Source organism: Haloarcula litorea (assembly GCF_029338195.1).
In the GTDB taxonomy this organism is placed as follows: Archaea; Halobacteriota; Halobacteria; order Halobacteriales; family Haloarculaceae; genus Haloarcula; species Haloarcula litorea.
Genome location: NZ_CP119779.1, coordinates 2,712,399 through 2,737,174 on the forward strand (window position 1 = coordinate 2,712,399; position 24,776 = coordinate 2,737,174).

21 protein-coding genes are annotated in these 24,776 nt (G+C 71.5%); 9 read left to right on the plus strand and 12 right to left on the minus strand.

The features are described from left to right. Window positions 1–108 precede the first annotated feature (108 nt). Window positions 109–855, plus strand: coding sequence for an MBL fold metallo-hydrolase (locus tag P0592_RS14665; protein ID WP_276271651.1), 747 nt, complete (start codon window positions 109–111; stop codon window positions 853–855). A 15-nt stretch (window positions 856–870) separates the two neighbouring features. Here P0592_RS14665 and P0592_RS14670 read toward each other — a convergent pair whose 3' ends face one another. Continuing rightward, window positions 871–2,202, minus strand: coding sequence for a hypothetical protein (locus tag P0592_RS14670; protein WP_276271652.1), 1,332 nt, complete (start codon window positions 2,200–2,202; stop codon window positions 871–873). Further along, window positions 2,199–2,780 (minus strand): hypothetical protein, encoded by a 582-nt coding sequence (locus tag P0592_RS14675; protein WP_276271653.1) that lies wholly within the window; start codon window positions 2,778–2,780, stop codon window positions 2,199–2,201. The genes P0592_RS14670 and P0592_RS14675 overlap by 4 nt, the downstream gene beginning before the upstream one ends. Window positions 2,781–2,892: 112 nt before the next feature. Here P0592_RS14675 and P0592_RS14680 point away from each other — a divergent pair, with 112 nt between their 5' ends. After that, complete coding sequence (locus tag P0592_RS14680) at window positions 2,893–3,600, plus strand: DUF8071 domain-containing protein (protein WP_276271654.1); 708 nt, start codon at window positions 2,893–2,895, stop codon at window positions 3,598–3,600. A gap of 33 nt (window positions 3,601–3,633) precedes the next feature. On the opposite strand, the gene P0592_RS14685 is transcribed toward P0592_RS14680, so the two are convergent. From P0592_RS14685 to P0592_RS14695, 3 genes are all read right to left on the minus strand, one after another. Then, on the minus strand, window positions 3,634–4,302 hold the full coding sequence (locus tag P0592_RS14685) for an AIM24 family protein (protein WP_276271655.1): 669 nt from the start codon (window positions 4,300–4,302) through the stop codon (window positions 3,634–3,636). A gap of 70 nt (window positions 4,303–4,372) precedes the next feature. After that, a complete protein-coding gene (locus tag P0592_RS14690; protein ID WP_276271656.1) occupies window positions 4,373–4,789 on the minus strand; it encodes a type IV pilin domain-containing protein in 417 nt (138 codons plus the stop codon). Between the two features lie 65 nt (window positions 4,790–4,854). Continuing rightward, complete coding sequence (locus tag P0592_RS14695) at window positions 4,855–6,174, minus strand: MFS transporter (RefSeq protein WP_276271657.1); 1,320 nt, start codon at window positions 6,172–6,174, stop codon at window positions 4,855–4,857. Window positions 6,175–6,306: 132 nt separating this feature from the next. Between P0592_RS14695 and P0592_RS14700 the strand changes: the two genes are divergently transcribed. Then, window positions 6,307–6,534 carry a HalOD1 output domain-containing protein gene (locus P0592_RS14700; RefSeq protein ID WP_276271658.1) on the plus strand — a complete coding sequence of 76 codons (228 nt, stop codon included), beginning with the start codon at window positions 6,307–6,309 and terminating at the stop codon, window positions 6,532–6,534. A gap of 5 nt (window positions 6,535–6,539) precedes the next feature. Here P0592_RS14700 and purB read toward each other — a convergent pair whose 3' ends face one another. Genes purB through P0592_RS14715 form a run of 3 tightly spaced genes read right to left on the minus strand, consistent with a single transcriptional unit; the run spans window position 6,540 to window position 9,522 of the window. After that, window positions 6,540–7,931, minus strand: coding sequence for an adenylosuccinate lyase (gene purB, locus P0592_RS14705; protein ID WP_276271659.1), 1,392 nt, complete (start codon window positions 7,929–7,931; stop codon window positions 6,540–6,542). Window positions 7,932–7,970: 39 nt separating this feature from the next. Next, on the minus strand, window positions 7,971–8,930 hold the full coding sequence (locus P0592_RS14710; protein WP_276271660.1) for a PrsW family intramembrane metalloprotease: 960 nt from the start codon (window positions 8,928–8,930) through the stop codon (window positions 7,971–7,973). Between the two features lie 43 nt (window positions 8,931–8,973). Then, a complete protein-coding gene (locus P0592_RS14715; RefSeq protein WP_276271661.1) occupies window positions 8,974–9,522 on the minus strand; it encodes a hypothetical protein in 549 nt (182 codons plus the stop codon). 147 nt (window positions 9,523–9,669) lie between these two features. Between P0592_RS14715 and purH the strand changes: the two genes are divergently transcribed. Genes purH through P0592_RS14730 form a run of 3 tightly spaced genes read left to right on the plus strand, consistent with a single transcriptional unit; the run spans window position 9,670 to window position 12,793 of the window. Beyond that, window positions 9,670–11,250, plus strand: a complete 1,581-nt coding sequence (gene purH / locus P0592_RS14720) for a bifunctional phosphoribosylaminoimidazolecarboxamide formyltransferase/IMP cyclohydrolase (protein WP_276271662.1) — start codon at window positions 9,670–9,672, stop codon at window positions 11,248–11,250. A 25-nt stretch (window positions 11,251–11,275) separates the two neighbouring features. Beyond that, window positions 11,276–12,232 (plus strand): formate/nitrite transporter family protein, encoded by a 957-nt coding sequence (locus P0592_RS14725; RefSeq protein ID WP_276271663.1) that lies wholly within the window; start codon window positions 11,276–11,278, stop codon window positions 12,230–12,232. A 39-nt stretch (window positions 12,233–12,271) separates the two neighbouring features. Continuing rightward, complete coding sequence (locus P0592_RS14730) at window positions 12,272–12,793, plus strand: hypothetical protein (protein WP_276271664.1); 522 nt, start codon at window positions 12,272–12,274, stop codon at window positions 12,791–12,793. Here P0592_RS14730 and P0592_RS14735 read toward each other — a convergent pair. After that, window positions 12,790–13,395 carry a hypothetical protein gene (locus tag P0592_RS14735; RefSeq protein WP_276271665.1) on the minus strand — a complete coding sequence of 202 codons (606 nt, stop codon included), beginning with the start codon at window positions 13,393–13,395 and terminating at the stop codon, window positions 12,790–12,792. The genes P0592_RS14730 and P0592_RS14735 overlap by 4 nt on opposite strands. A gap of 140 nt (window positions 13,396–13,535) precedes the next feature. Here P0592_RS14735 and P0592_RS14740 point away from each other — a divergent pair, with 140 nt between their 5' ends. Both P0592_RS14740 and folP read left to right on the plus strand, forming a co-directional pair. Next, window positions 13,536–14,450 (plus strand): prolipoprotein diacylglyceryl transferase, encoded by a 915-nt coding sequence (locus P0592_RS14740; protein ID WP_276271666.1) that lies wholly within the window; start codon window positions 13,536–13,538, stop codon window positions 14,448–14,450. Between the two features lie 39 nt (window positions 14,451–14,489). Beyond that, complete coding sequence (gene folP / locus P0592_RS14745; RefSeq protein ID WP_276271667.1) at window positions 14,490–16,937, plus strand: dihydropteroate synthase; 2,448 nt, start codon at window positions 14,490–14,492, stop codon at window positions 16,935–16,937. A 49-nt stretch (window positions 16,938–16,986) separates the two neighbouring features. Here the strand turns inward: folP and P0592_RS14750 are convergent, their stop codons facing one another. Genes P0592_RS14750 through P0592_RS14760 form a run of 3 tightly spaced genes read right to left on the minus strand, consistent with a single transcriptional unit; the run spans window position 16,987 to window position 20,690 of the window. After that, window positions 16,987–17,148 (minus strand): hypothetical protein, encoded by a 162-nt coding sequence (locus tag P0592_RS14750; RefSeq protein ID WP_276271668.1) that lies wholly within the window; start codon window positions 17,146–17,148, stop codon window positions 16,987–16,989. A gap of 39 nt (window positions 17,149–17,187) precedes the next feature. Next, window positions 17,188–18,291, minus strand: coding sequence for a DNA topoisomerase IV subunit A (locus P0592_RS14755; protein WP_276271669.1), 1,104 nt, complete (start codon window positions 18,289–18,291; stop codon window positions 17,188–17,190). A gap of 2 nt (window positions 18,292–18,293) precedes the next feature. Then, window positions 18,294–20,690 (minus strand): DNA topoisomerase VI subunit B, encoded by a 2,397-nt coding sequence (locus tag P0592_RS14760; RefSeq protein WP_276271670.1) that lies wholly within the window; start codon window positions 20,688–20,690, stop codon window positions 18,294–18,296. A gap of 152 nt (window positions 20,691–20,842) precedes the next feature. Here P0592_RS14760 and P0592_RS14765 point away from each other — a divergent pair, with 152 nt between their 5' ends. Beyond that, a complete protein-coding gene (locus P0592_RS14765) occupies window positions 20,843–24,736 on the plus strand; it encodes an outer membrane protein assembly factor BamB family protein (protein ID WP_276271671.1) in 3,894 nt (1,297 codons plus the stop codon). Window positions 24,737–24,776: the final 40 nt, after the last annotated feature.

The following is a 24,776-nucleotide window of genomic DNA, read 5'->3' on the forward strand; positions in this document are numbered from 1 at the left end:
CGCGCCTCGGTGGATCGCCGGTGTCGCCACTGGCCCGCCGTCGACCGCCCCAGTGCCGTGCTCCGAGCGACCGACAGTCGTAAGCCGCCGGTGGCGCTACCCCGGCGTATGACTGTCAGGCACGACGGCATCACCGCCGAGTGGCTCGGCTACGCGACGCTCCGACTCGAAGGCGAGGACACCGTCGTCTACCTTGACCCCGGCCGGTACGGCGTCCTGACCGGGGAGTGGGAGCCCGACACGCCGGGCGTCGGCCACCCCGAAGCGCGCGACTACGCCCCCCAGGACGGCGACGTCGTCTGTGTCACCCACGTCCACCACTACGACCCGGACGGCATCCGCCGGGTCGCAAAGCCGGACGCGACGGTCGTCGCGTTCGAGGGGATCGACGTCCACCGGACGGACCGCGACCTCGACCGCCTGGCCGACCTCGACTACGAGGTCCGCGAGGTGTCGATGGAGGCCGACCTCCTCGTCGACGACGTGCCCGTCTGGACGACGCCGGCGTACAACGACCCCGACGGTCCGAACACCGACGCGAACGGCCAGCCGTACCACCCGGAGGGGATCGGCTGTGGGTTCCTCCTCTCGGTGGACGGGACGCGGGTGTTCTGGCCCGGCGACTCAGACGCGCTCGACGGCCACGCCGAGCTGGACGTCTCGCTGTTCGTCCCCTCGATCTCCCAAAGCTTCACGATGGACCGCCACAGCGCGGCCGACCTGGCGGAGCGGATGGACCCCGACCTCGTGTTGCCCATCCACTACAACACGTTCGCCGCGCTGGAGGCCGACGACGAGGCGTTCGCCGCCGACGTGGCGAGCAGGCGGGTGCCGGTCGTGCTGGACCGGGACTGACGACGGACGGTCGCCTCAGTCGGCCGCCTCGCGCAGGAGGAACACGACCTCGTCGACCGCGTCGACGGCGGCGGCCGCGAAGCGCTCCGCGTACAGGTACGCGGCGTAGGCCCGAGCGGGCGTCCCGCTCTCGCCGCGCTCCAGTTCGTCGCGGGCCTCGCGCAGCGCCGTGAACGAGGGGGACAGCGCCGACGCCATCACCCCCGTCGGCCCGCGGTCGAGCGCCGACCCGACCGACTCGCGAGCGCGACGCTGCATCTCCTCGATGCCCCTCGGCGAGAGGTCGACGTCTTCCGGTCCGGACGTGACGGCCTCGACGGCCCCGGCGAACGCCTCGACCGCCGCCCGCCGGGTCGTCGCGAACAGGACCCCGCTCGCGTACTGCTCGGGCCGGATCAGCTCCTGGAGCCGGCCGTTGTCGTACTCCCGGACCGTCTCGCGCGCCAGGTCGAACCGGTACCGGGCGACCGACTCGCCGAGGTCGCGGTCGAACGCGGCCCGCCCGTCCTCCAGCGGTCGCTCGTTGGCGTAGGCCCGCCGTCTCGCCCGTCGGTCGAGCCACATCGCCGCCGCCATCAGCGCCGGCCGGTACCCGTCGGTGTCCTCGCCGACGACCTGTCGGCGGTACCGTTCGAGGTCGTCGAGCGTCGCGGCGGCCTCCTCGACCTTCCCGACGAGGTACCCGACTTCCTCGGTCCCGGCGGCGGGGTCGTCGGGGAACTGGGGCCACGGCGCGAGCGCGTGCTCGATCCCGTCGACGAGGCCCTCGAAGTGGTCGTGGACGAGCGTCGCCCGGACGGGTCCGCTCGCTCGGTAGCTCCAGTCGGCGCGGAACGCGGCGAGGCGGTCGCGCTGCTCGTCGCGCCGGTCCGCGACGCCGCGCTCGGAGACGTCGCCCGTCGCCGCCCGGTAGCGACCCCACAGCGTCGCCGCCTCCTGCCGGTGTTGCCGAGCGTGGACGAGCCGCCGGTCGGGCGGCTCCGCCGCCGTCGCCTCCGCCGACTCGGTCGCGGTGCCCGCCGGTTCCGTGTGCGGCGCGAGCAGCTCCGCCAGGCGTTCGCGCTCGTCCGCGAGCCGGTCGGCGATCAGTTCGTTCTCGACGTCGGGCGATTCGGGGACGCTCTCCAGCAGCGTCCGGGCTCGTTCGTAGTGGGCCGCGATCATCCCGTCCGGGACCGCGAGCGGGTGCGGATAGGGCCGCTCGACGCGTTCGACGTCGGCGAGCCGGCGGAGGTCGCCGCCGCGGTCGCTCCCGGTGTCGCCGACCGAGAACGAGCAGCCGGCCAGCGCCGCGAGGCCGCCGACCGCTCCCGTCAGGACCCGCCGGCGCGAGGGATCGGCCGTCATCCCTCGCCCCCGCTCCGGCGTGGCCCGTACCGCGACTCACACCGGGAGCTCTTCACGACCGACAGCTCGGCCGGCGGGTCACCGGCGACGGGCACCCTGATCGCCAGCGCGGTCGAGCGCCGCTCGTCGGTGCTGCAGGCCACGTCCGCGGGCCGGGGCTCCCGGCAGATGTGGACCCGGAGGGCGTCGGGCCGTCTGGTGAGGCCGAAGGTCCCGAGCCGCCGGCAGGCGTCGTGTCGACGCTGGAACAGCGCGACGACGGCCCCCTCGAAGTCCGTCTCGTTCACGAAGGCCGCGACGGGGCTCTCGCCGTCCGTCTCGAACGACAGCTTCGACCGCTCGTCGCCCGTCGTCACGAGCAGGTGGTTGTCGGACTTTGCCGCCTCCCCGGTCCAGCGGAACAGCGATTGCTCGCCGTCGACGACGTGACTGGCCGTCTCGTAGTCAGTCACCGCCTCGCCGGTCCCCGGGGCGGGCGTCGACCGACCGCCGCCACCGGAGAGGGACTCACAGCCCGCGAGTGTCGCCGCCAGCGCCCCTGCGGCCGCTCCGAGGAACCGTCTGCGTGTGGAGGGCATCGGCCGGACCGTCACGCGGCCCGAATAAGTGCCTTCGGGACTCGGGAGCGGGTGCCGACGGGCAGCCGACGTGTCGAAAGAGTATTGAGACGGCCGGCTGAAACGCCACGTGATGTCCCCGACCGCCCCCTCCTCCCTCCGCTCGGCAGTCTCGACTGCCGCGACGCTCCTCGCGGGCCTGTGTTGGATCGCCGTCGAAGCCGCCCGAACGGGACTCGAACTCCTGTTCTCGCTCGCGCGCCGCAGTTGGACGGCCGTCGCGTCAGCCGGCGCGGTGATCGCGCGGCGCACCGACGCGCTCCTCCGCGGCCCCGTCCGCGACGCGCTGACCGGCCCCGTCCGACGGGGCCTGCTCGGCCGCCGGCTCGACGTGTCGGCGGTGGTCGTGCTGCTGGCCCCGGTGGTCGCGATCGCGACCGCGTGGTGGGTCGGCTCGACCGTCGGCTACCACACGCTCGAACAGTGGGTCCGGGGCACCTGGACCGGGACGGACCCGGCCCTGCTCGTCTTCGTCGCCGTCGGCGCGCTGCTGGCGCTGGCCGCCCTGTGTGCGGCGCTGAACGACGGACTGCTCCCGACGGTCGTCCTGTCCAGCGCCCCGGTCGTCGGCGCGACGGTCACCCGCTACGGCACCGACGCCGCCTACTGGGGAACCGATGTCGTCTCGCTGCCCGAGGCCGTCACCATCGCGGCGCTCGTCGGCCTCGCGGTCGGCGTGCCGGTCGCCGTGGTCGGGTCGCTGGTCGGTGTCACGCTCCGCCGTGTCGCCGGCGTGCTCGGGCGACCGCCGGGCGGCCTGTCGCGACCGGAAGAGAGCTAGGCAGAGATCGGTCAGATCCCGACGAGAGTCCGCTCAGGCGCGCTGGGCGGTCTCCTCGTAGGGCTGGACGACGACGAAGCCGCTCGTCCCGTCGAAGGCCATCTGGTAGGTCTCGCCGGAGGACTGCCCGATCGCGTCGCCCAGGCTCCGGTCCGTCTCGATGCTCGGCGACAGATCGCTGGACCACGCCACGGTGGCGTCGGGATCGGTCCGGACCGGCGGTTCGAGGACGAGCGGGTCGCCGTGGGTCGTGATCGCGACCATCCCCGGCCCCGAGAGGAAGACGTTCGTGAGGCCGGCCGCGGACGCACCGCCGACGCTCCCGATCGTGCCGATCTCGTAGTCGACCCCGTCCTCGAAGGCCAGCACGTCGTTGCCGTTGACAGAGATCGACTCACCCTCGTCCAGCGAGAGGATCTGGATCCGCTTCTCCTGGTCGGCGACGTAGACGTGGCCGTCGCCCTCGACCTGCATCACCGGGGTCCCCTCGCTGGAGACCTGGTCTTTGATGAATCCGGTGAGCCCGCCCTCGGCGGAGGACTTGCCGGTGAAGGTGAGGTCGCCCTGGTAGGCGACCATCGCACCGGCTTTCGTCATCACGCTCCCGTCGACGTCGATGTCGAGGAGCTTGCTGTTCTCCAGTTCGAACGCGTCCCGGCTCTCGTCGGGCGCGTTCTCGGAGACGAAGTCTTCGAGTTCCATCGTGTATCAGGGCTTTCGGAGGGCCCACGCGGGGGTTGGGCCGGACCGTGTGATAAACCCACGGACCGGCTCAGACCGTCGTCCGGAACAGCACCGCCTCCGATGCGTCGCCGATCCAGCGGACCCGAACCGTGTCGCCGGCGGCGACCCCGTCGAGCTCGACGCTGTCGCCGACCTCGACGCCGGCACCGCCGTCGCTCAGTTCGCCCCACGTCCCCCGTCGCTCCTCGTTCACCGAGAGGACGAGTCGGTCGGCGTCGACGCTGTCGCCGCCCGCGTGGGTTATCGTCACCGTCCCCTCGCCGGTCGTCACCTCGAACTGGACCCGCGGGGTCGTCTCGCTGCTCGCGTCCCCGACCCCGAGGACGAACGACCCGACCACGGCGGCGACGATCACCGCGAGGGCGAGGAGCACGACGCCCCCGACGACGACCGCGACGAGGATCAGTACGACGTTCCGGTCACTGCCGGACTCCGATCCTGACATTACTCCGAGGTCTCGGGGGGCGAATATAACGGTTTTCCCCGCTCGCCGGACCGGCGGGCGCGACCCTACGCGCTGCGGTCCTGTGGGGCCGATCGCGCGCCCTCGCCGCCGGTGTCCAGCGTCTCCGTGACCTGCGAGTAGGTCAGGACGAGCGCGAACAGCGCAAGCGCCGCGCCGGCGGTGAAGGGCGCACTGAAGCCGCCGAGGTTGTACAGGACGCCCGACGCCAGCGGGCCGACGGCCACGCCGAGGCCGAACGCCATCGTCAGGACCGACAGCGTCGTCCCGGAGCCGCGCTGGCCCGCGAGGTCGCCGGCCAGCGCGAGCGACGGCGCGAACACGAGCGCGACGGCGATCCCCTGGACGAACCGTGCCGCGAGCATCAACAGCGGTTCGGTGACGACGCCCTGCGCGTAGACCGCGGGGACGAGGACGACGAAGCCGGCGACGATGAACGGGCGGCGACCGATCCGGTCGCTCGCGCGTCCGATCGGCACCTGCAGGAGGACGTTCGCGATGACGACGGCGGCGAACTGGACGCTGAACATGAACGTCGACTCGTCCAGCCGCGTCCGGATGGGACCTTCCAGCGTGGCAAACAGCGCGATGGTCGTGGCCATCATGAAGGTCCCGACGCCCAGCACGAACACGGAGTCGAGGCCGCGACCCTTGGGGCTCAGGACCGCGATCGAGAGGTCCTTGCTCGCCGCGTCCTCGGCGGCCGGCGGGTCGCTGATGTAGACGGTGACGAGGGCGAAGCTGACGATCGCACCCAGCACCGCGACGGCGAAGGCGGCGACGAACCCGGAGACGGTGAGGCCGCTCACGGCGTAGCTGACGACGTCCTGGCCGTCGATCCCGCCGGTGACGAGGATCCCGGCGACGATGGGACCGAAGCCGAAGCCGATCAGTCGGAACGTGTTGAACACGCCGAAGTTGCCGCCCCGCTCCGTGTCGCTCTCGGCGTAGTCGTTGACCAGCGCGACCGTCGCGGGGACGGTGAAGGCCGCGCCGACGCCCTGTAGCCCCCGGGCCGCCAGGACGGTCCAGTACGAGGAGAGGAACGGGTAGGCGGCGCTGCCGATACCGAACAGCACCAGGCCGACCAGGACGAACGCCTTGCGCCGGCCCAGCCGGTCCGAGAACCGCCCGGTGACGGGCTGCCCGAAGGAGTTCAGGAGGCCGAACAGCGAGAGGACGAGGCCGATGAGCGTCTCCTCGCGCAGGACGAACCCGAGCAGTTCGACCCCGACGAGGCCGTCCAGCGAGATCTGGCCGCTGGCGATGTACAGCGGGAGGACGATGATGAGAAATGAGTTGCCCAGCGCGTCCGCCATCCGCGCGAACGCCAGCGTCAGGATACGCCGGTCGGTGCCGAGAACCATTACCGCACCGTTGGGCGGGAGCGCCCTGAGGGTTGTGATTCGTCACGGCCCGACGGACCCTCGTCCGGTTCGCGACGGTAATGCCGGCTTTCGGCCACCAGACATTCACCGCCGGAATCCGACTGGTCGTCTATGGCTCCCGACAGCACGCTGAGTCTCGCGGTCGCGGAGGCCGTCGCCGAGGCCGAGGACGTCGATCCGACGGAGCTCGGAACGCCGCTGTTCCCGGCGGTCGACGGGGACGCGCTCGACGAACTGTTCCGTCAGTCCTCGGGCCACGTCACCTTCGAGTACGCCGGCTACGAGGTGACGGCGGCGAGCGACGGCGACGTCTCCGTCGCACCCCTGACGGACACCTGAGCGGACTACTCGCCGTCGACGCCGTCGGCCAGGTCCCCGGCGATCCCCGTGTAGCTGGCCGGCGTGATCGCACGGAGTTCCGCCTTGACCGACTCCGGAACGTCCAGCTCCTCGTACATCGCCCGGAAGTCCTCCATCGTCACCGCTCGGCCGCGCGTGGCGCTCTTGACCCGCTCGTAGGCGTCGTCGAGGCCCTCCCGGCGGAGGATGGTCTGGACCGCCTCGCCGACGATTTCGGGCGTGTCCTCGAGGTCCGCGCGCATCACCTGCTCGTTGGGCACCACCTTCGACAGCCCGTTCTGGCACTTGCCGTACCCGACCAGACAGTGGGCGAAGGCGGCTCCGACGTTGCGCTTGACCGTCGAGTCCGAGAGGTCCCGCTGCAGGCGGGAGGTGGTGACGTAGTCCCCGAGGAAGACCAGGTCGGAGTTGGCCTTCGAGAGGTTCCCCTCGCTGTTCTCGAAGTCGATCGGGTTGACCTTGTGCGGCATCGTCGAGGAGCCGGTCTCGCCCTCGACGGCCTCCTGGCCGAGGTAGCGGTCCGAGACGTACAGCCACACGTCGAGGTCGAGGTCCAGCAGGACGTTGTTGGCTCCCCGCAGCGCGTCGAACAGCGTCGCCAGGTCGTCACAGGGGTTGACCTGCGTCGTCAGCGGCTCGTGGTCGAGGCCCAGCGAGTCCACGAACGACGCGGCGAACGCGGGCCAGTCCACGTCGGGATAGGCCGCGTGGTGGGCGGCGTAGGTGCCCGACGCGCCGGCGAGCTTGCCCGACAGATCGCCGGCCGCTCGCTCGATCCGTCCGATCGCCCGCCCCAGCCGCGAGGCGTAGACGGCCATCTCCTTGCCGAAGGTGGTCGGCGTCGCGGGCTGGCCGTGCGTGCGGGCGAGCATCGGCACGTCGCCGTAGTCGTGGGCCATCTCGACCAGGGTGTCCCGGATCTCGCGGAGTTCCGGCACCAGCACGTCCTCGACGGCGGGCTTGACGAGCAGCCTGTGAGCGAGGTTGTTCACGTCCTCGCTGGTCAGTCCGAAGTGGATCCAGTTGTCGGCGTCGAGGCCGTCGGGCGACCGCAGGCGGATGAAGTACTCGACGGCCTTCACGTCGTGGTTGGTCGCGCTGTACTCGCCGTACCCCTCGGTCTCCAGGGTCTTGACGACGCTCGCGTCCTCGTCGTCGAACGACTCGTAACAGTCCCGCAACGCTGCGCGCTGGTCGGCGGTGACCGTCAGCGGCGTCGCGTCGAGGTCGGCCAGCGCGAGCAGGTACTCGACTTCGACCTGCACGCGGGCGCGCATCAGCGCCCGCTCGCTTGCGTACGGGACGAGCGGCTCGGTGTAACGGGCGTACCGGCCGTCGAGCGGCGAGACGGCGGTGAGTGGCCCTCGCTCTGTCATACGAGGGGGTCCGCGGACCCGGCGAAAAAGGGTGTCGCTCTACGCTTCGCTGCCGTTGGCCTCGTGGTAGTGGGACTGGTAGCGCTGCAGTTTCCGGTAGAGGACGTAGCCGACGCTGGCGTCGAAGACGATCACGAACCCGACGAAGACGAGCCCGTTCCAGAACGGGAGGAGCTGTGGCAGGTACGTCACCGACGTGTTGTAGAACGCGTGGATGACCGCCGCGATCACCAGACCCTTGACGACGATTGGGCCGGCGTCGTCTGGGTTGAACTTCGCCAGGCCGAGGTAGTAGCCCGCGAACGCCGAGTAGAGGACGTGACCGGGGCCGACGAACGCTCTGCTGGTCGCCGTCCGGAGCGCAGCGCCGATCGGGCTGGCGTCCTGCGCCGAGACGGCCTGCGTGTACCCCTGTGAGATGTACAGCGCGTTCTCGATGGTGGCAAAGCCCAGGCCGGCGACGGCACCGTAGACCATCCCGTCGACGACGGCGTCCATCGTGTCGAAGGCCCCGATCCGGATGCCCAGCCACTTCACCGTCTCCTCGATCGGGCCGACGACGAGGAAGAAGTACAGCACCATCCCGACGACGGGGACCCAGGAGAACACCGGCCGCAACAGCGTGTTCACGAGCGCGGCGATGCTGGCGAACAGGATCGAGAGGATGAACACGATCGCGAGTGTCTCGACCGGTTCGCGCATCGTCGGGTCGTCGTACCAGACGTACCCGACGATGGCGAGCGCCGGGAGCGCAGACAGCAGGCCGAGGACGCCGAGTTCGGGCTGTCGGACGGCCAGGAAGACGGTTCCCGCGAGCTGTGCGACGAACAGGACCAGCGCCAGCAGGACGAGGAGCCACCGCCGGGAGGCGTGGAGGAGCCCGTGGAGGCTCACCGCCGCCCGATCGAGCGCCGAGCGCGGTTCCCACTCCGCCACGTCGTAGAGGTCGGTCGAACCGGACAGTCCAGCTGCGACCGGATCGGTGTTGTCGTCGGACACGCCCGGACTCTCTCGATCCGCACAATTTAGCGTTTCGGGACCGCTACCCGAGCCAGCCGTAGTCCGCCCGTGCGTCGCCGAACCGTCCGTCCGGCGGGTCGTGGCGGTAGACGTCCTGGCCGAGCGCGACCCACGCCAGGCCGTAGGTGAGCGCCGCCCACGCCGAGATGTCGAACCCGAGGAAGGCGACGGTCCCGACGGCGAGCAGGACCCCCAGCCACGGCGGCTGGATGCGGGTCCGGAGCAGCCCGACGCTCACGAGGGCGGACCCCGCGACCAGCGCCAGCACGCCCAGCCCGACGACGGCCTCGCCGCCGCCCCCGACCACGCGGAGGACCTGTCCGGCGGCGAAGCCGACGCCGCCGAGCGCGCCGAGCCACGCCCCGCCGGTCCCGGGCCGCTTCAGCCGCGCGCCGTAGAACGTCTCGACGGCGTAGTGGCCGGCGACCACGCCGAGCGCGGAGAGTGCCACGGCGAGCCGGATCGCGTCGGTCTCGCGGCCGGTGACCCCGAGCGCCACGGCCCACCCGACCCAGACGAGCCCGCCGACGGCGGCGACCGCACCGGCGCGCTGGCTACGGAGCTTCGACATAGGCGTGACTGGTGGGGCCGCCTACATAGGCACACCGAAGCGGGCACGGACCCCACCGCCCTGGCAGTGTGCAACGGCTGTGAGCCCCGCGCTCGTCACCACACCCGTTTCGCAACTACTTTGCGCACCGGCCGCCCGCTCTCCGATATGAAACTCGCTGGGATGGCCAGCAACCGTGGCCGGAACCTGCTGAACATCGCCGACCGGAGCCCGGGTGGGGCGGAGTTCGCGGTCGTGCTGACGAACGACGCCGACGCGCCCGTCCTGGAGGACGCGGCCGAGCGCGGCATCCCGACGGAGGTCGTCGAGCGCGACGAGGACGAGAGCCGCGCGGCCCACGAGGAGCGCGTCCTGGACGCGCTCGCGGGGTACGACTTCGACCTCGTGACGCTGGACGGCTACATGCGGGTCCTCGGGGAGACGTTCCTCGACGCCGCGCCGACGACGCTGAACGTCCACCCGTCCCTGCTGCCGAACTTCGCCGGGATGGACCCTCACGAGCAGGTCCTGGACGCGGGCGTGAAGGTGACCGGCTGCACGGTCCACGTCGTCGACGAGACGGTCGACGGCGGGCCGATCGTGACCCAGGAACCCATCCCCGTCTTCGAGGGCGACGACACCGACGACCTGAAGCACCGCGTCCTCTACGAGGGCGAGTTCACGGCCTACCCGCGTGCGATCACGTGGTTCGCCGAGGACCGCGTCGAGGTCGACCTGGACGACGGGACCGTCGCGGTCGACGGCGACGAGGGTGGCAACTTCCCGGCCCGACGGCTGGTCTCCAACGACCGGGCGACGACGCTGCGATACGGGGAGAACCCCCATCAGGACGCGGCGCTGTACACGGACACCACCGTCTCCGAGGCCAGCGTCGTCCACGCCGATCAGCTCAACGAGGGCGCGAAGGCCCTGAGCTACAACAACTACAACGACGCCGACGGGGCGTTGAACCTCATCAAGGAGTTCGACGAGCCGGCCGCGGCGGTCATCAAGCACACCAACCCCGCGGGCTGTGCGACCGCCGACACGCTGGCGGCCGCCTACGAGAAGGCCCTCTCGACGGACCCGATGAGCGCCTTCGGGGGCATCGTCGCGCTGAACCGCGAGTGCGACGCCGCTACCGCCGAGCAGATCATCGACTCGTTCAAGGAGGTCGTCGTCGCGCCCGGCTACACCGACGCCGCGCTGGACGTCCTCTTCGAGAAGGAGAACCTCCGCGTGCTGGACGTCGACGGGGAGTTCGCGGTCACTGACCCGATGACGGAGAAGCCCCTCGTCGGCGGCCGTCTCGTCCAAGCGCGTGACACCCAGCACCTCACGGCCGACGACCTCGAAGTGGTCACCGAGCGCGAGCCGACCGACGAGCAGGTCGAGTCGATGCTGTTCGCGTGGCACACGCTGAAACACGTCAAGTCCAACGGCATCCTCTTCGCGACGGGCACCGAGACGGTCGGCATCGGGATGGGGCAGGTCTCCCGGGTCGACGCCGTCCGGCTCGCCGCGATGAAGGCCGAGGAACACGCCGAGGGCAAGAGCGCCGAGGGGGCCGTGATGGCCTCGGACGCCTTCTTCCCGTTCCCCGACGGCATCGAGGTGGCCGCCGAGGCCGGCATCGAGGCGGTCGTCCAGCCCGGCGGCTCGAAGAACGACGAGAGCGTCGTCGAGGCCGCCGACGAGCACGACATCGCGATGGCGTTCACCGGCCAGCGATCGTTCCGCCACGACTAAGCGGCTCTGGAGCGGCGTCGCTACCATGAGCGACGGACCAGACCGCGAGACGGCGGTTCGGGACGCCGTCGATCGGTCACAGAGCGGTGCTCCCGCGGGCGGCCACGTCATCAGAGACCGGTTCTCGGCCGACGAGATCTTCCAGCGCATCATCGTCGCCGCCGACCACGAGGTGACGGCGACCCGGCGCGAACTCCTCGCCAGCGGCCTCGCGGCGGGGTTCGCCATCACCGTCACGTTCCTGCTGTACGCGTCGCTGTACGCCGCGACCGGCGGGGACCCGATCACGAGCGCGTTACTGTACCCGCTGGGGTTCGTGTTCATCATCCTCGGGGACTACCAGCTGTACACCGAGAACACGCTCCCGCCGGTGGCACTGACGCTAGAGCGACTCGCCAGCCTCCCGGCGCTGTTTCGCATCTGGGGGCTGGTGCTGGTGGCGAACCTCGCGGGCGGGGCCCTCGGGGCGCTCGCGCTCGCTTCGACGGGCGTCCTCTCGGCCGAGGCCGCGCTGGCCGCCGAGGGGTTCGCACGGAAGGCCATCGAGACCCCGTGGTGGACGCTGTTCTCGAAGGCGGTGTTCGCCGGGCTCATCGTCGCCGGCGTCGTCTGGGTGGACTTCTCGCTGCGGGACAGCGTGTCGCGGCTCCTGCTGGTGTACGTCGCCTTCCTGGCGATCCCCTTCGGGAACCTCTATCACGTCGTCGTCTCGGCCACCGAGATGCTCTACCTCGTCCTCGCCGGGGACCTCGGGCTGGTCGTCGGGATCACCCAGTTCGTCCTGCCGGTGTTGCTGGGCAACTCGCTGGGCGGCGTGGTGCTGGTCACCGTCGTCAACTACTTCCAGACGACCGAGCGACGGCTGGAGAACGCCCGCCAGGCCGGGAAGAAGCGCCAGCTCACCGTCCGCGAGTGGCTCCTCGGGCCGATCTCCGACTCCGGGCGCTCGTACGTCCCGGTCGACGGTCACGAGCGCGACTGAGGACGGAACGCATATCCGCCGCCTGCGACTACTCGGACCGTGAGCTGGCTCAGGGAGAACCGCCACTGGCTCCTGTTCGCCGCGACGGTCCTGTCCGGGCTGGGGGCCGCCGGCGTCGCGTTCGTCGGCGTCGTCGCCACCGTCGTGACTCTCGTGACCGGCGGGCCGATCCTCGGCATCGTCGCCGGCTCCGTCCTCGGGACGCTGCTCCTCCTCGGTGTCGCCGTCGTCGCCGGCACGAAACTGGCCTCGACGCTCGCCGGGATGGCGTCGTTCCCGACGAACCGTCGGGCCGCCGACGCCCTCGCGCGCGCCGAGCGGCTCGTCCCGCCGCTGTCGCGGCTCGGACTGGCCGACCGCCTCGCGCCCTCAGTCGAGGAGCGCCGCGCGGAACTCACCCAGCGGTACGTCGACGGCGACCTGACGGAGGCGGCGTTCGAGCGCGAACTGCGGGACCTGCTCGAAGACGCCGACGAGGACGGATCGGGGATGCCGGACCGGGAGGTCGCCGTCGACGCGGCCGACGCCGACGAGCGCGAGGTCGAGGCCGAGAAGCGCTAGTCGCCGGCGACGGTGAACGTCCGGCCGTCGGTGCCGGCCGCGGACCCCTCGAACGACTCGCGGGAGCCGCGCTCGGCCCACCACCGCACGGAGAGGGTCACGTCGTCGTCTCGCCGGTCGGCCTCGCGGACCGCGACGAAGCCGCTGTCCGCGCCGAACCGCTGCCCGATGCCCCGCACCACGCCCCGCTCGAACGCGGGCGGGTACGGGGTCGAACAGCGCAGTCGGCCCGCGAGCGGGCCGGTCGCCGTGAACTCGTAGCCGCCGGCATCGCCGCGGTGAAGCGATCGGTGGAGGCCGTCGAGTCCCGCGAGCGCGTCCCCGACGCCGTCGACGTCGGCCGGCCAGTCGACCGTCCGCGCGAGGGTGACGCCGATGCGCTCGACGATGTTGTGCCCGGTGGTCGCCAACAGGTCGTCGTAGACGGCCCGATAGTCGGCGACGGCGTACCACTCGTCCTCGCTCGGGTCGGCCAGCCCGTTGCGAGCGAGCAGCGACCGTGTCCGGTCCTCGAAACAGCCGCAGGTCCGGACGACGCCGTCGACGATCGCTCGGACCGCTCGGCCGGAGACCGCCGCGGCGGACTGTGATCCGTTCTCCATAGGGGACGATCCCGCCCCCGGCGGTTGGAACGTTAGCCAAACGAGTTAGGTGTCGAGTTCGGCGGACGACCGGTGTGGCGTCGGTGGCGCGGTCACGCCCGGGGCACGGCTTTAACCACACGCCCCCCGACAGTCGAGGTATGGCAGACTACACGTTCCTGCGGGTCGAGGTCGAGTCCCGTCTCGTCGGGCGGGTCCTCGACGCGCTCCCCGGCGTCGCGGTGGTCGACGATCTGACGGCCGACGAGGGAGCGGACGACGACGAGACGGACGACACCCGAGCGACAGGTGGCACCGCGACCGCGTCCGACGCCCGGCCCGGCCCCGCCGAGGTCGAAACGACGGTCGAGGCGACAGCGACGGACACGGACGAGGAGCCGTCGGCCTTCCGGGAGTGGGGGCTGCTCGGGGTCGGCCTCGCCTTCGTCGTCCTGGGGCTCGCCACCGTCGGCATCTGGTGGTACCGGCGACGCTCCGACGGCGACGGCGAGCCGGAGACGCCGCCGCCGACGCGACCCGAGACCGACGTCTCGGACTCGCTCGGGCGGGACGCGACCGGGTTCGGGGGGGACGAGCGGGCTGTCGACCGGTCGACGGCCGACGCGGACGAGGAAAGCGACGAAGACGCCGATCCCGATACCGGGGCGTCGTCGGGGCCGACGGACGCGACCGACCGGGACGAGGCGACGGCCCGCGGAGCGGAACCGACGACGCCCGAGACGAAACCGAGCGAAGGAGACGAGACGCCCGAGGGAAGCGAGGCGGCCGAACCGACGCCCGACCCGGAGGCGACGAGGCCGGACACCGATATCGGAGCGCCGGAGTCCGAGTTCGAGCGGCCCGACACCACCTCGCGGACGGTCCTCGGCGAGGGCGACGACGGGCGCGCCGACGCCGTCGAGCCGGGGGACGCCGACGAGGACGAGACGGCCGACGCTGCGGCCTCGGAGGACCGCGGCTCCGTCGACCCGGCACCGCTACTGGGCGTCGCCTTCCTCGCGCTGACCGGCGTCGTCGCCCGACGGCTCGTCGGTCGCGAGACGGCGGATCGGTAGGTCCGACAGGCTAAAGCGCACTGCTCAGAGAGTGTCGGTATGGAGTTCCACGAGGCCGCGAACTTCCTCTTCGAGTTGCGCCGGTTCGCGATGCGACCCGGCACCGACGCCACGCGGGACCTGTTGACGGCGCTCGACGACCCCCACGAGGGCCTCCGCTGTGTCCAGATCGCCGGCTCCAACGGGAAGGGGTCGACCGCCCGAATGGTCGAGCGGTCGCTGCGGGAGGCCGGACTGGACGTCGGGCTCTACACCTCGCCGCACCTCGACGACGTCCGCGAGCGGGTCCGCGTCAACGGCCGGATGGTCGCCGAGTCCGCGCTCGTCGAGTTCGTCGAGGGGGTCCGGCCCCACGTCACGGACCGCGGAGCCGACGGGGCCTCGCCGACGTTCTTCGAGACGCTGACGGCCTTCGCGCTCTGGGAGTTCGACCGGCGCGACGTCGACGTGGCCGTCCTCGAGGTGGGCATCGGCGGCCGCTACGACGCCACGAGCGTCGTCGACCCGGTCGCCAGCGCGGTGACGACGGTGACGCTCGAACACACGGACGTCCTCGGGGACACCGAGGCCGAGATCGCCCGCGACAAGGCACACGTCGCGCCCGCCGACGCGCCGCTGGTGACGGCGACGACGGGCGAGGCGCTGGCCGCGGTCCGCGAGCAGGCCGGCGACGTGGTGACCGTCGGCGACGCGAGCGAGGACCCGGACGTGACCGTCACGTACGGCGGTCGCGAGGGGCTGGAGGGGGCCGTGACCGTCGAGGGACCGGACTGGGCCGTCGACACCCACCTCCCGCTGCTGGGCGAGCACCAGGCCCGCAACGCCGGCGTCGCGGCGGCGCTCGTCCGGCAGGTGGCCGCCGTCGACCGCGAGACGCTGGAACGGGGCCTCCGGAACGCCCACTGGCCGGGCCGGTTCGAGGTGATGGGCCGGGACCCGCTGGTCGTGCTGGACGGCGCACACAACCCCGGCGGGCTGGCGCGGACGACGGCCACGCTGTCGGAGTTCGACTACGACGACTGCCACGCCGTCGTCGGCGCGATGGTCGACAAGGATCTCGGGGGTATGGCCGCCGCCCTCGACGGCGTCGACCACGCGATCGCCTGTCGGCCGAACGTCGACCGGGCGGAGTCCCGCGCCGTCGTCGCCGAGGCGCTGCGCGAGGGGACCGACGCCGAGGTCGAGACCCGCTCGGACGTGACCGGCGCGCTGGAGCTGGCCCTCGACGCGGCCGACGAGTGCGACGCCGTCCTCGTCACCGGGTCGCTGTACGCGGTCCGGGAGGCCCGGACCCGCTGGGCCCGGACGATCGTCGAGAAGGACGTCGACTCGATCCCCGCGGCCCGGGAGACCATCGCGGCCGCCCACGTCACCGACGCCGGCGCGTGGCGGATGCGTGGGAAGGCGGTCCACCGCGTCCTCCGCACCCGGGTCCAGCCCCGCCAGGCCCAGTACCTCAAGGAGGAGCTGCTGTCGCTGGGCGGCGAGTGTGCCGTCTCCGGCCTGAACGACCAGGACGAGGAGCCACTCGACGTGGTGCTGATGGCGACGATGGCGCAGTACCGCCGGCTGGCCGACAAGCTCGACGGCCAGCCCTACGGCCTGTCGCCGTTCGCCGACGAACTCCGGGCGGCCCTGGACATCCAGCAGCCCGACGACGAGGGCCGGGGCTACCCCTGGGAGGACGGCACCGCCGTGATGGGCATCCTGAACATCACGCCGGACTCGTTCCACGACGGCGGCGAGTACAACGCCGTCGAGGACGCCGTCGCACGCGCCGAGCGGATGATCGCCGACGGCGCGGACATCCTCGACGTGGGCGGCGAGTCCACGCGACCGGGAGCCGACCCGATCTCCGCCGCCGAGGAGCGCGACCGGGTGGTCCCGGTGATCGAGCGCCTCGCGGAGCTGGACGCCCACGTCTCCATCGACACCCGGAAGGCCGAGGTGGCCCGGGCGGCGCTGGACGCCGGCGCGGACGTGCTCAACGACGTCTCCGGGCTGGAGGACCCCGAGATGCGGCTGGTCGCGGCCGAACACGACGTGCCGGTGGTCGTGATGCACTCCATCGACACCCCCGTCGACCCCGACACCGAGATCGACTACGACGACGTGGTCGAGGACTGCATCGACGAGCTGACCGAGCGCGTCCTGCTGGCCGAGAAGGCGGGTCTCGACCGCGAGCAGATCCTCGTCGACCCCGGGATCGGCTTCGGGAAGACCCCGGCCGAGGACTTCGAACTGCTCGACCGGCTCCCGGAGTTCCGTGCGCTGGGCTGTCCGATCCTGGTCGGCCACTCCCACAAGTCCGTCTTCGGGCTGGTCGGCGAGGAACCCGGCGACTGCCTGGAGGCGACCGTCGCGGGGACGACGCTGGCCGCCGAGCGCGGCGCGGACGTGGTCCGGGTCCACGACGTGGCCGAGAACGCGACCGCCGTCAGGGTCGCCGAGGCCGCCGCGGACCCCGAGCGCTTCGAGGACGCGTGACTCCCGGCCAGCGCCTGCCCGGGACCGGAGCGTTCGCTCGGCCCCGTGCTCACTCGGCCTCCGACAGCGAGTCGAACCGGTCCCAGCACTCGCAGTCGAGGTCGTCGATGCTCGACACCTCGTCGGGGAACGAACTCGTCGGCATCCCGTCCTCGAAGTCGTCGCAGTCCTCGTGGTGCAGCGAGAAGTCGTCGCTGGCCATCACGGGCATACGACCGGCTACCGATCCGAGGCCGAAAAACGTTGCTCCCTACAGCACGCCCATCTCGTCGAGCCGCTCGGGGAGGTACGTGTCGGTCACGAAGTCCAGGCCCCGCGAGGCCAGCGACTGCTGTTCGGCCTTCTTCCCGATGTCGAGCTGGAGCTCGATCTGTTCCTCCCAGAACTCCGTCTGGAAACGGGGGTCCTCCAGCTCGGATTCGAGGGCGTTGATGTCCGAGTCCCCGAGCGGGTCCGTCGGCAGGTCGTACTCGACGATGTCCTCCGGGCGGATGCCGACGAACTCGGCCGCCGGCGTCGCCAGGTACTCCGAGAGGTGCGCGGACTTGATCGAGCCGTAGGCGACCGAGCCGTAGATGCGGTACGACCACGGGTCGCCGTCCGTGAAGACCGTCACCGGGAGGTCGAGCTCGTCGTGCAGCCGCTTGGTGATCCGGCGGGTCGCTCGCGCGGGCTGGCCCTTGAGGTGGACGATGAGGGCGTTGTGGTCCTCGTCGAACCCGTTCTCGACCAGGCGGTCGCGCATCCCGCCGGTCTCCACGCAGAGGATGAAGTCGGCGTCGTTGTCCAGGAACTCGATGGTGTCGGGGTTGTTCGGGATCTGGTAGCCGCCCTCGCCGACGTCCTCCTGGCAGTGGATCTCCCGCTCGCCCCGCCGGGTCTGCTCGCGGAGGTGGAGCGGTCCCATAATCGTCGCGCCCGACTCCTCGGGGCGCATGTGGAAGTCCTCGCGGGTGACGTCCGAGACGATCTCTAAGTCCTCGACGAGGTCGTTGGACTCGTCCTGGCTGTTGAACTGTGCCTCCTCTAAGTCCCACGACTCCGAGAGGTAGTACAGTTCACGCAGGGTCGACGACCGGTCCTCTTCCAGTTGCTGGGCGAGGAAGTCGATGGTGTAGGTCGCCTTCAGGAGCTTCTCCGCGCCGGAGATGGTCTTGGCGCTCCGGGTCGAGGTCCGGTCGCCGTACACCCAGACGTCCTCGTCCTCGTCGTACTCGATGTTGGACTTCGTCCGGGTCGGGATGGACATCGTGGGCACGTCGCCCTCGGCGAACTGGTCGTAGAACTCCGCCGCGAGGTCGATCAGCTTCTCGCGGGCCTCCTCCGTGTCGGGGGTGTCGGTCTCCGTGCTCATTGTCAGGCGTCCACCGTCAGTTTCTCGTCCTCGACGCCGTCGACCGAGACGGTGAACTCGGCCTCGTCGCTCACGCTGTACTCCAGGACCGCGCGGTCACCGGGTTCGACCGTCGGCGACCACTTCACGAACCACTCGCCGTCCATCTCCATCACCGTCGCGCCGTTGGTGTCTCGGGGCTCGGCGGTCACGATGTCGGTCAGGTCCACGTCGGCGTTGACGTCGTCGTTGTTCTCGACGGCCAGCCGGACGGTGCCGTCCTCGACCTCGCGCTCGACCAGGACGTTGTTCATGATGCGGGCCAGCGAGTCGTCGATGTCGAGCTCGCCCTTCTCGGTGACCTGCTCCAGCTTCGCTGCCATCTCGGGGAGGATGGTCCGGAGCTTGTCCTGTTTCTCCCGGCGCTGTTGCATCGAGCGGCGCTTGTTGAGGTAGCTCTTGAGCTCGCGGGCGGCCTCCCGGACGGCCAGTTCGATCTCGTCTTCCATCTCGGGGACGTTCGCGACGGCGTCCTTGGACTCGCTGGTGAAGGGGACGTTCGTCGAGGCGACGTGGATCATCACGACGGCCGGGCCGTTCGGGATGCCCGAGCCCCCGGGCTGGTCGAGGTTGTAGTTGCGCCAGTTGATCGACTTGACCACGTCGGTCGTCGCACAGGCTCCGCGCTGGTAGACCAGCGGCACGCGGTTGGCGAAGCGCATCACCTCGACACTGCCCTCCGATTCGAGTTCGCCGCCGTAGGCGATGCCGGCCTCGACGATGAAGGGGTCGCCGCCGTGGACGGCCGCGTCGCGGGTCGAGGCGGCGTAGAAGTCCGCGTCGAACTCCTTCCGCAGGCCGTCTTCCAGCAGGGCCGCGCCGATGGGGGAGAGACAGTCCGTCGGCGGGGAGATGATGTCCGTCTCCCGCATCGCCGTCAGCAGGTCGCTGGCCGTGTCGCGGTCGTCGGCGACGGCCGAGACGTTCGGCGGGTCGTCCGGGACCCGCTCGGCGGCCGCCCAGAGCTCGTCGACGACGTTCTCGCGGGCGGTGTCGCCGAAGGTGGCGTCGTCGTGGTCCTCCGTCATGTCGGCCGCGCGGTCGACGTACGCCCGGAACTCGTCGCGCGTCAGTCGGTGGCGGTCGCCCTCCTCGCCGTCGAACTTGTCCGCGAGGCGGCTCGCGAGCCCCTCGACGGCGTCGTCGTCCTTCCGGACGGTCGTCGCGGCGTCGACCAGTTCGTAGAGGTCGCCGGACCGCTCGGCCGTGACCGCGCGCCAGGCGGCCGCGACGGCGTTCTCCCGGACCGTCGCGCCGAAGGTGGTGTCGTGGTCGGCCTCGACCGTCTCGGCGGCGTCGGCCACGATCCCCTCGATCTCGTGGTGGGCGACGCGGTCTGCGTCCGCGACGGCCCCGGCCACCGCCGTCGCGAAGTCGTCGGTGGCGTCGGCGGCCTTGTTGGCGACCGCGTCGGCGACGGCGGTCTCCACGTCGGCGTCCTCGTGGGCCTTCGGCGGCGTCCACGCCATCCCGCGGCCGTAGTGGCGGTCGTTGAAGTTCGCGACGATGGAGTCTGCGGTCTTGCCGCCGACGCGGGTGAACTCGCCCTGGACGAACCCGGAGATGGAGTAGGACTCGGTAGCCTCCAGCATCTTCAGCAGCGTTCCGAGCTCGACGCCGTGGGGGTGGGGGCGGATCTCCTCGGTCTCCTCCGGGAGGTCGGCGTCCTCGACCCGCTCGAACTTCAGCGGCTCGTCGAGGCCGGGCTCGTCGAACTCGATGCGGGCGTGTGGGTTGACGACGGCGGTGTCCTGGACGTAGTCGTGGAGGCTCGACCGGGCGCGCATGTTCGCCTCCATCTCCAGTTCGATCCGGGTCCCGTGGGGCCGCTCCCAGGAGGTGGTCTCGTCGACGCTGATCTCCGGTTCGTTCTCGTCGGTGTCGACGATCAGCTCGAAGTACTGGGCGTCGCTCTGGCCCTTCGGGCGGGAGGTGATCTTCGCGGGCTTGCCGGAGGTCAGCTGCGAGTAGAGGACCGCGGCGGAGATCCCGATCCCCTGCTGGCCGCGGTTCTGCTCGCGGGCGTGGAACCGCGAGCCGTACAGCAGCTTCCCGAAGATCTTGGGGAGCTGTTCCTTCGTGATGCCGGGACCGTTGTCCTCGACGATCAGTTTGTAGTAGTCGCCGGCCTCCTGGATCTCGACGTAGATGTCCGGCTTGATGCCGGCCTCCTCGCAGGCGTCGAGCGCGTTGTCGACCGCCTCCTTGACGGCGGTGACCAGCGCCCGGGCCTCCGAGTCGAAGCCGAGCATGTGCTTGTTCTTCTCGAAGAACTCGGCGATAGAGATGGCCCGCTGGGACTCGGCCAACTCCTCGGCGATGCCCTCGCCCTCGCCGAGTCGTGACTGATACGAGGTCATTTCGTGGCGTAGGGTACCGGCGTCGGGGTTATAAGATAATCGCCACCGCAGTGGAAGTGAAACCCCCGGTCGTCGCCGTCGGATCGCCGTGTCGACGGCCGAACCAGTCGGAACGTTGATTAGGTATCACTTGCACCTCAGTATATCGCTCGATGGTACGCAGATTCGACCGACGGGAGTTTCTCCGGACCGTCGGTCTCGGCGGAGTCGGGTCGCTGGGGATCGGTGCCGTCGCCGAACCGGTCGCAGCCGACGCGGCGCAGTGGGGCCAGTCACGGGCCGACGCCGCGCGCTCCGGGGCACGCCCGGACGCGGACGGACCGAGGGCGGTCCCGCGCGGCCGGTGGCGGCGCTCGCTGGACGAGACGCTCGGCGCGCCGGTCCTGACGGACGACGCGGTGTTTTCCGCCTCGTGGGAGACCGTCTACGCCCTCGGTCGGGCGGACGGGACCCGGCGCTGGTCCGCGCCGGTCGGCTTCAGCGGCCGCCAGGCCATCGCGACCGACGGGACCACCCTCTACGTCGGGTCGGACCGGGACGGCGAGGCGGCCGTGCTCGCACTCGACACCGCGACCGGTCGGGAGCGGTGGGCTGTGACACTCGGGGGCGGCACCGTCGAGGCGCTCACGCTGTTCGAGGGGACCGTCTACGCGAGCGTCGGCGGCGAGCCGGGGCCCCGGATCGCCGCCGTCGGCGACGGGACGACCCTGTGGAGCAGCCGCCTGACCGCGGGCGACCGGCCCGTCACCGGCGTCGTCAGGGCGCTCCCGGTCGTGGGCGGGACGGCGGTGGTCCCCGTGGACCACGAGGACACCCACGGGCTCGTCGGCGTCGGGCCGGGCGGCGACCAGCTGTGGCACCGCGTCGTCGACAGTTACCCGGACAACGTCGTCGGGTCGGCGGCCCGGTCGACGGTGTACGTCTCCGACTGGGACCGGACGACGGCGCTGTCGGTCGCCGACGGGAGCATTCGGTGGCGGAACGACGAGTCGGCGGGCGACGGCTCGCCGGCCGTGGTCGGCGACCGGTTGCTGGGTCCGGACGGCGCGCTCTCGCTCGACGACGGCCGCCGCGTCGCCGACTGGGACGTGGGGCACTGGAGCGTCAACACCAGCGTCTACGCCGGCGGGGTCCTCTACGTCGTCAACGACGGCGGGAAGATACTCGGCTACGACACCGAGGCGCGGTCGCTCCTGTTCCGGTACTACCTCGGCGGCGACCCGCGCTCGCCGCCGGCGGTCGACGGCGGGGACCTGTACGCCCCGACACGGCGGGGGACGCTGTTCGCCGTCGAGGCCGCCGACGCCGAGCCGCCGGAGGCCGAACTGGCCTACGACGGGGACGTCGTCTCCGCCGAGTCGGCCCGACGGGACGAGGTCGTCGCGGACGTGCGTATCGAGAACGGGACCGAGCTGACGCTCGACGCCAGCGAGTCGACCGACCCCGACGGGACCGTCGCGCGCTACGAGTGGTACGGGAACTTCGAGTCGGAACCGGCGACCGGGGCCGTCGTGAGGAAGACGTTCGACGAGCTGCCCGACAGCGGCGGGGCGTTCCGTGCCGTCCACCTGGTCGTCCGGGACGACGACGGCGCGACCGACGGGAAGCGACTCGACGTCCAGCGGGCCGGCGACGGGGCGACGACCGCCGACCCCTCGCCGCCGGAGCCCGCGATGGCCGTGACGCCGAGCGAACCGACCGTCGGCGAGACGGTCACGTTCTCGGGGGCGGAGTCGACCGCGCCCGCGGGCAGCGTCACCGGCTACGAGTGGGCGTTCGGAGCCGACGCACCGTTCGGCGCGAGCGGCGAGGAGGTCACTCACACGTTCGAGTCGGCCGGCGAGACCACGGTCCGCCTGCGGGTGACCGACTCCGACGGCCAGTCGGCGACGGCGTCGCGGACGGTGTCGGTCGCTCCCGCACCCGAGCCGACGGCGGCGGACTGGCCGATGGCGCGGGGGAACGCGGCAAACGCCGGCAGGGCAGACGCGCTGTCCTCGACGGCGGGCGTGACCGAACAGTGGCAGACGAGCGTCGGCGACTCGCAGCACCTCTTTACGTCACCCCCTGTCGTCGCCGACGGGACCGTCGTCTTCGGTGCGGACCGGAACGACGGGAGCGCGGTGTACGCCTGCGACGCCGAGACCGGAACGCGGCTGTGGGAGACCGCGGGCTACGAGGGAGACGGTGCGGCCGCCGTCGCCGACGGTGTCGTCGTCGTCCCCGACTACGGGTCCGTCCACGCGCACCGGCTCGACGACGGCGCGGACCAGTGGCTCGTCGAGGTCGACGAGTACTCGTCCGCGGTCACCGTCACTGACGGCGTCGCACACGTCGGGGACTCCGGCGGGACGCTACACGCCGTCGACGTTCGCGATGGGCGGCGGCGCTGGCGGTGGACCGCAGAGACCGACGTAACACTGGACAACTTCGTGCCGGCCGTCGACGGCGACCGCGTCTATTTCACCGGCTTCGACGGCCCGCTGTTCGCCGTGAGCCGGGGGGACGGCACGCTCAGCTGGCAGTTCGACAGCGCCAGCACGATCCACACGCCGGCGGTCCGCGACGGCACCGTCTACGCCGCCGACCGCGGTCGGTCGCTGTACGCCCTCGACGCCGACACCGGCGACGAGCGCTGGGCCGCGTCCCTCCCGGGGCCGTCCTACGCCGCGCCGGCCGTCGACGACGCCGGCATCTACGCCGTCGCGGAGGACCACGTGGTCGCAGTCGGCCCCGACGGCTCGGACCGGTGGCGGCGCTCGCTCGCCGGTGCGGGGTCCGAGGCTCCCGTCGTGGCCGGCGAGAGCCTGCTCGTCCCCGCGGGGCAGTTCCTCGTGGCGCTCGACGCGACCTCCGGGGCGGAACAGTGGCGCTTCCGGGCGCTAGACCGGGTCTCGTCGCCGGCCGTCGTCGGGAACCGCGTCCTCGTCACCGCCGGGAACCGCCTCTACGCGATCGAACCGGCAGAGGACGGACAGGGGGTCCTGACAGCTGGGCTCGTCGTCCCCGGCGTCGACGCCCACGTCAGCGAGTCCCTCGCCACCCGCGGCGGCGGGGCCGCGGTCGGCGCGCTGGCCCTCGGTGCCGTCGCGCGACGCCGGTGGCGGGGTGGTGACGACTCGTCGGCCGCCGCGGGCGGCGCTGACACCGCGGCCGACGGCGACGACGGTGACGAGACCCCCGACGACGGCGACGAGGAGACCGACGCTGACTCCGGGAGCGGCGGGGCCGGCGACACGGCCGTGGACGACGCGTCCGCCGAGACGGGTCCGGCAGCGGCGTTCGCTGCCGACTGCGGGGCGGTCGAGACCGTCGAGACGATCGACGACGGCGATCCGATCCACGTCTACCGGGGACGGCTCGCCGACGGGAACCGACCCGTCAGAGTGCTCGCCCTGTCGCCGGCGCGGTCCGACGACGAGGCGACTGCGGCTGCGTTCGAGCGGACCGTCGAGCAGTGGGCGGGCATCAGCCACAACCCCCACATCGCCGACGTCTACGACGACGGTGCCGAACCGCGCCCCTGGGTCGCCGTCGAACCCGGGGTGGAGCGGCTCGCCGACCTCGTTGACGACCTCTCGCGTCAGGACCGACTGGAGGTGCTGGCCGACGTCACGGAGGCCCTGAACACCGCCGGGCTGTACAACGTCGCCCACGGCAGCGTCGGCCCGGAGACCGTCCTGGTCGACCGGGACGACGAGGTCGGCGCTCGCCTCGGCGACTGGGGGCTGGAACGGGCCGCCGGCGACGCCGCGGTGACGCCGTACACCGCGCCCGAGCAGATCGCGGGGCGACAGACAGCGACGACCGACGTCTACCGGACCGGTGCGCTCGCCTACCGGCTCCTGACCGGTCACGAGCCGTTCGAAGCGGCCGACGACCTGCCGACGGCCGTCGAGCGCGGCGAGCCGCGACCGCCCTCGGCGGTCGCCGACTGCCCGACCGAACTCGACGGGGTGGTGGCCCGCGCGATGGCGGCCGACCCCGACGAGCGCCACGGTTCGGTGTCGGCGCTCTGGGACGCGATCCGGCTCGCGATGTCCTGACCGTCGATCCCGGGACGCCGCTCGGGTAGGACGGTCTTAC

What these genes read in the sequence shown, in the direction of transcription:
- P0592_RS14685 (WP_276271655.1), bottom strand. Translation starts at nt 4,302, where the DNA reads ATGGAACTCGAAGACTTCGTCTCCGAGAACGCGCCCGACGAGAGCCGG.
- purH (WP_276271662.1), top strand. Translation starts at nt 9,670, where the DNA reads ATGAAACTCGCTGGGATGGCCAGCAACCGTGGCCGGAACCTGCTGAAC.
- purB (WP_276271659.1), bottom strand. Translation starts at nt 7,931, where the DNA reads ATGACAGAGCGAGGGCCACTCACCGCCGTCTCGCCGCTCGACGGCCGG.
- P0592_RS14760 (WP_276271670.1), bottom strand. Translation starts at nt 20,690, where the DNA reads ATGACCTCGTATCAGTCACGACTCGGCGAGGGCGAGGGCATCGCCGAG.
- P0592_RS14690 (WP_276271656.1), bottom strand. Translation starts at nt 4,789, where the DNA reads ATGTCAGGATCGGAGTCCGGCAGTGACCGGAACGTCGTACTGATCCTC.
- P0592_RS14735 (WP_276271665.1), bottom strand. Translation starts at nt 13,395, where the DNA reads ATGGAGAACGGATCACAGTCCGCCGCGGCGGTCTCCGGCCGAGCGGTC.
- P0592_RS14665 (WP_276271651.1), top strand. Translation starts at nt 109, where the DNA reads ATGACTGTCAGGCACGACGGCATCACCGCCGAGTGGCTCGGCTACGCG.
- P0592_RS14670 (WP_276271652.1), bottom strand. Translation starts at nt 2,202, where the DNA reads ATGACGGCCGATCCCTCGCGCCGGCGGGTCCTGACGGGAGCGGTCGGC.
- P0592_RS14700 (WP_276271658.1), top strand. Translation starts at nt 6,307, where the DNA reads ATGGCTCCCGACAGCACGCTGAGTCTCGCGGTCGCGGAGGCCGTCGCC.
- P0592_RS14740 (WP_276271666.1), top strand. Translation starts at nt 13,536, where the DNA reads ATGGCAGACTACACGTTCCTGCGGGTCGAGGTCGAGTCCCGTCTCGTC.
- P0592_RS14725 (WP_276271663.1), top strand. Translation starts at nt 11,276, where the DNA reads ATGAGCGACGGACCAGACCGCGAGACGGCGGTTCGGGACGCCGTCGAT.
- P0592_RS14695 (WP_276271657.1), bottom strand. Translation starts at nt 6,174, where the DNA reads ATGGTTCTCGGCACCGACCGGCGTATCCTGACGCTGGCGTTCGCGCGG.
- folP (WP_276271667.1), top strand. Translation starts at nt 14,490, where the DNA reads ATGGAGTTCCACGAGGCCGCGAACTTCCTCTTCGAGTTGCGCCGGTTC.
- P0592_RS14680 (WP_276271654.1), top strand. Translation starts at nt 2,893, where the DNA reads ATGTCCCCGACCGCCCCCTCCTCCCTCCGCTCGGCAGTCTCGACTGCC.
- P0592_RS14675 (WP_276271653.1), bottom strand. Translation starts at nt 2,780, where the DNA reads ATGCCCTCCACACGCAGACGGTTCCTCGGAGCGGCCGCAGGGGCGCTG.
- P0592_RS14765 (WP_276271671.1), top strand. Translation starts at nt 20,843, where the DNA reads ATGGTACGCAGATTCGACCGACGGGAGTTTCTCCGGACCGTCGGTCTC.
- P0592_RS14715 (WP_276271661.1), bottom strand. Translation starts at nt 9,522, where the DNA reads ATGTCGAAGCTCCGTAGCCAGCGCGCCGGTGCGGTCGCCGCCGTCGGC.
- P0592_RS14750 (WP_276271668.1), bottom strand. Translation starts at nt 17,148, where the DNA reads ATGCCCGTGATGGCCAGCGACGACTTCTCGCTGCACCACGAGGACTGC.
- P0592_RS14755 (WP_276271669.1), bottom strand. Translation starts at nt 18,291, where the DNA reads ATGAGCACGGAGACCGACACCCCCGACACGGAGGAGGCCCGCGAGAAG.